Source organism: Kitasatospora sp. NPDC054939, from assembly GCF_053610105.1.
In genome coordinates, this window is record NZ_JBSGXP010000283.1 from 1 (window position 1) to 3284 (window position 3284).

The window sequence follows — 3284 nt, forward strand, 5'->3', positions numbered from 1 at the left end:
CAGTACCGCGCCGACGTCCTGGACGGCTTCCTCGCCGCGACCGGACTCTCCCTCGACCTTCCGCCACCGTCACCTTGAAGCGCCGAAGTCAGTAATGGGCCGAGCGGTTGGCGCGCACCCGCTGGCCCGACGAACTGTCCGGCGTCAGCTGGTCCTACGGCGTCCCGGTCACATACGCGAGGGAACTCGCCGAGTACTGGCGCTCCGACTTCGACTGGCGCGCGCAGGAGGCCGCGCTCAACCGGTTCGACCAGTTCACCACCGAGATCGACGGGCAGAACATCCACTTCCTGCACGTGAGATCCCCTGAGCCCGACGCACCGCCGTTGATCATCACGCACGGCTGGCCGGGCTCGGTCGCCGAGTTCTGAAGATCATCGGCCCGCTCACCGACCCGCGGGCCCATGGCGGCGACCCCGCCGACGCGTTCCATGTCGTCGCTCCCTCCATCCCGGGGTTCGGGTTCTCCGGGCCGAGCATCCAGCCGGGCTGGGACCTTCCCGGGTCGCGCGAGCCTGGGCGGAGCTGATGCGGCGTCTGGGCTACGAGCGCTATGGCGCCCAGGGCGGCGACAGCGGCGGCGTGATCTCGCCCGAACTCGGCCGTGTCGCCCCCGGAACGTCGCCGGGGTGCACGTCAACGGCGGACTGGGCTTCCCGACCGGCGACCCGGCAGAGTTCGACGGATTGTCGGCGGTCGAACTGGAGCGGCTCGGGCAGTAGCAGGACCAGGACGGCAGCGGCTATGCGATCATCCAGGCCACCCAGCCGCAGACCGTCGCGTTCGGCCTGACCGACTCGCCGGCCGCACAGCTGGCGTGGATCGCGGAGAAGTTCAAGGAGTGGACCGACCCCGCCCACGAGCTTCCCGAGGACGCCGTCGACCGGGACCAGTTGCTCACCGATGTGAGCATCTATTGGCTGACCGGCACCGCCGCCTCCTCGGCCCGACTGTACAAGGAGAGCGTGAAGTCCTGGGGCTCGGCCGCCACCGCGTCCACGGTGCCCCACGGCGTCGCCGTCTTCCCCGGTGACCCGGGAGTGCGTCGCATCGCCGAACGCGAGCACGACGTGGTGCACTGGTCGGAGTTCGACCGCGGCGGCCACTTCCCCGCGGTGGAGGCCCCCGACCTGCTCGTCGATGACATCCGGGCGTTCTTCCGGCTGGTCCGCTGAACCGCCACCGCCCGGTGCCCGAGGAACCAGGGCTGTGCCGCCAGCCCCCGCGCCCCCGTGAACCGCTCGCCCCCCAGGAGTCCTGCCCGCATGTCCGAACGTCTGCCCAAGGTTCCACGTTTCACCTGGTCCCAGGTGTTGCCCGCTCGTCGGCCCCGCGCTCGCGGGGGTCAGCCGGACCAGAACCAGGACTCGCGGACGAAGCCGCGCCGTCGGCCGGTGGCCGCCCGGCGCGGGAGCGCCTCCGCCTGTCGCGGCAGCGTCAGGCGGCCGATCAGGTCCTGCGCGAGATGACCATGATGTATTCGCAGGGAGCATTCGTCCGGTTGGCGAAGCCGTGGTCCGCATCGGCTTGGAAGAACAGGGAGTCGCCTGTGTCCAGGGTCTCGCTGATCCCGCCGATCGCCACGGTGAGGGTGCCTTTCAGCACCACGAGTTGTTTCTCCGTACCCGGCGGGTACGCGGGCAGCAGCCCGGTGGAGACCTGCGCGGGGAGGTAGTGGACGACCATCTCGGCTCGTCCCGCGCCCGGGGCCGCCGACACGATGTGCCGCTCGAAGCCGGTTTCCGGGTCACGGAAGACGGGGCGGTCGTTCTTGCGCATGGCGATGGCCACACCGGACGTGGCAGCAGCCGGCGCACCGACCAGCTCCGAGAGCGACGCATCGAGCGCGTGGGCGATCCTGAACGCGATGCCGATCGTCGGGCTCTTCTCGCCGCGTTCGACCTTGGACAGCATCGCCCGGCTGACCGACGACTGTGCGGACAGCTGCTCCAGCGTCAGGCCCGCCTCCTCACGGCGTCGCCGCACGTTGCCGCCGAACGCGCCGGCCAGGTCGTCACCGCCCCGCGGTTCGGCCGCTCTTCCGTCTTGCCCGACCACCGTGCTCCTCGATCGATGTGTGCCTCGCTGCCCACAGTGTAAGGTCCTCTCCTAAAGAAGATCTGATCTTCTATCAGAGACGCGCGGCGTGCGCCCAACACCACGGAGTGGTTCATGCGTTTGATTTCGAGTGGCCGCCACCATGCCACGTTCGAGTTCGGCAATCTGCGAGTGGTCTCGTTACGAGACGGGTACATCGACATGCCGCCGACACGGCTCCGCAACGAGGACGGACGCACCCTCGACGAGCTGCCGGCCGCCGTCCCGCTGGCCGGCGACAACCTGCGACTGTCGGTCAACGCCTTCTTCGTCACCGACGGCACGCGGTCGGTCCTCATCGACACCGGCGCATCCGACGCCTGGCACGACCCCACCATGGGATTGATCTACGACGCGCTCGACGAAGCGGGAATCGACCGCGCGCAAGTCACCGATGTGGCCATCACCCACAAACACGAAGACCACGTGAGCGGCCTGATCGCACCGGGCGGTTCGGAGGCGTTCGCCGCACTGGAGCGCGTGTGGATCGGCGCGGGCGACGCCTCGGTGTTCACCGGGCGCCTCGAACCGATCCGGGACCGGGTCGTACCCGTGTCGGAGAAGGTCGCGATCAACGACTGGACCACCGCGGTCCCGACCCCCGGCCACACCCCCGGCCACACCGTCTACCACATCAGGAGCAGCACCGGCCACCTCCTCGTGTGGGGCGACACCGTCCACGTCCCCACGCTCCAATTCGATCAGCCGAACGTGTCCTGGGAGCTCGACGGCAACCAGACCCAGGCCCGCACCGCGCGAGCGGCCCTCCTCGAACAACTGACCCGACCCCACCACTACGTAGCCGGCGCCCACCTTGACTCACCCGGCATCGCCCGCGTGACCCCCTCCGGCGACGGCTACGCGCTGGAGTACCTCGCACCACCGATCGGCTGACCCGAGCGGTGGTCCGACCACGCCCCGGTGACCGTGCACTACGACCGGGACTTCTGACCCGTCCCGGTGCGTCCCCCATCGCACGGGGGAAGCGGACCCACCATCACCGGATCCCAAGCCTGTACCCGGCACTCCCGTCCACACGGGCGGCCTCCGCCCACGCCAGCCCGCGGATTCCGCACCTCCCGTTCCCGGCCGATACGTCGTGATCGATCGAAGGTCGGTGCCCCAGGGAAGGCGCGAGACGGTCCCGGGTGCGCCGCCCAGGCCCGGCCGGGCCTGGGCGGCGCACA

The 3284-nt window shown here is 69.9% G+C and carries 2 protein-coding genes and 1 pseudogene; 2 read left to right on the top strand and 1 reads right to left on the bottom strand.

Translation table 11 applies throughout. The features are described from left to right. Positions 1-107 precede the first annotated feature (107 nt). Positions 108-1175: pseudogene (locus ACWGB8_RS38220) on the top strand (epoxide hydrolase family protein). A 274-nt stretch (positions 1176-1449) separates the two neighbouring features. Here the strand turns inward: ACWGB8_RS38220 and ACWGB8_RS38225 are convergent. After that, positions 1450-2058: a helix-turn-helix domain-containing protein gene (locus ACWGB8_RS38225; RefSeq protein WP_452218257.1), complete on the bottom strand. Its 609-nt coding sequence runs from the start codon at positions 2056-2058 to the stop codon at positions 1450-1452. Between the two features lie 114 nt (positions 2059-2172). On the opposite strand from ACWGB8_RS38225, the gene ACWGB8_RS38230 reads away from it, so the two are divergent. Beyond that, on the top strand, positions 2173-2991 hold the full coding sequence (locus ACWGB8_RS38230; protein ID WP_452218258.1) for an MBL fold metallo-hydrolase: 819 nt from the start codon (positions 2173-2175) through the stop codon (positions 2989-2991). The last annotated feature ends 293 nt before the right edge of the window (positions 2992-3284 follow it).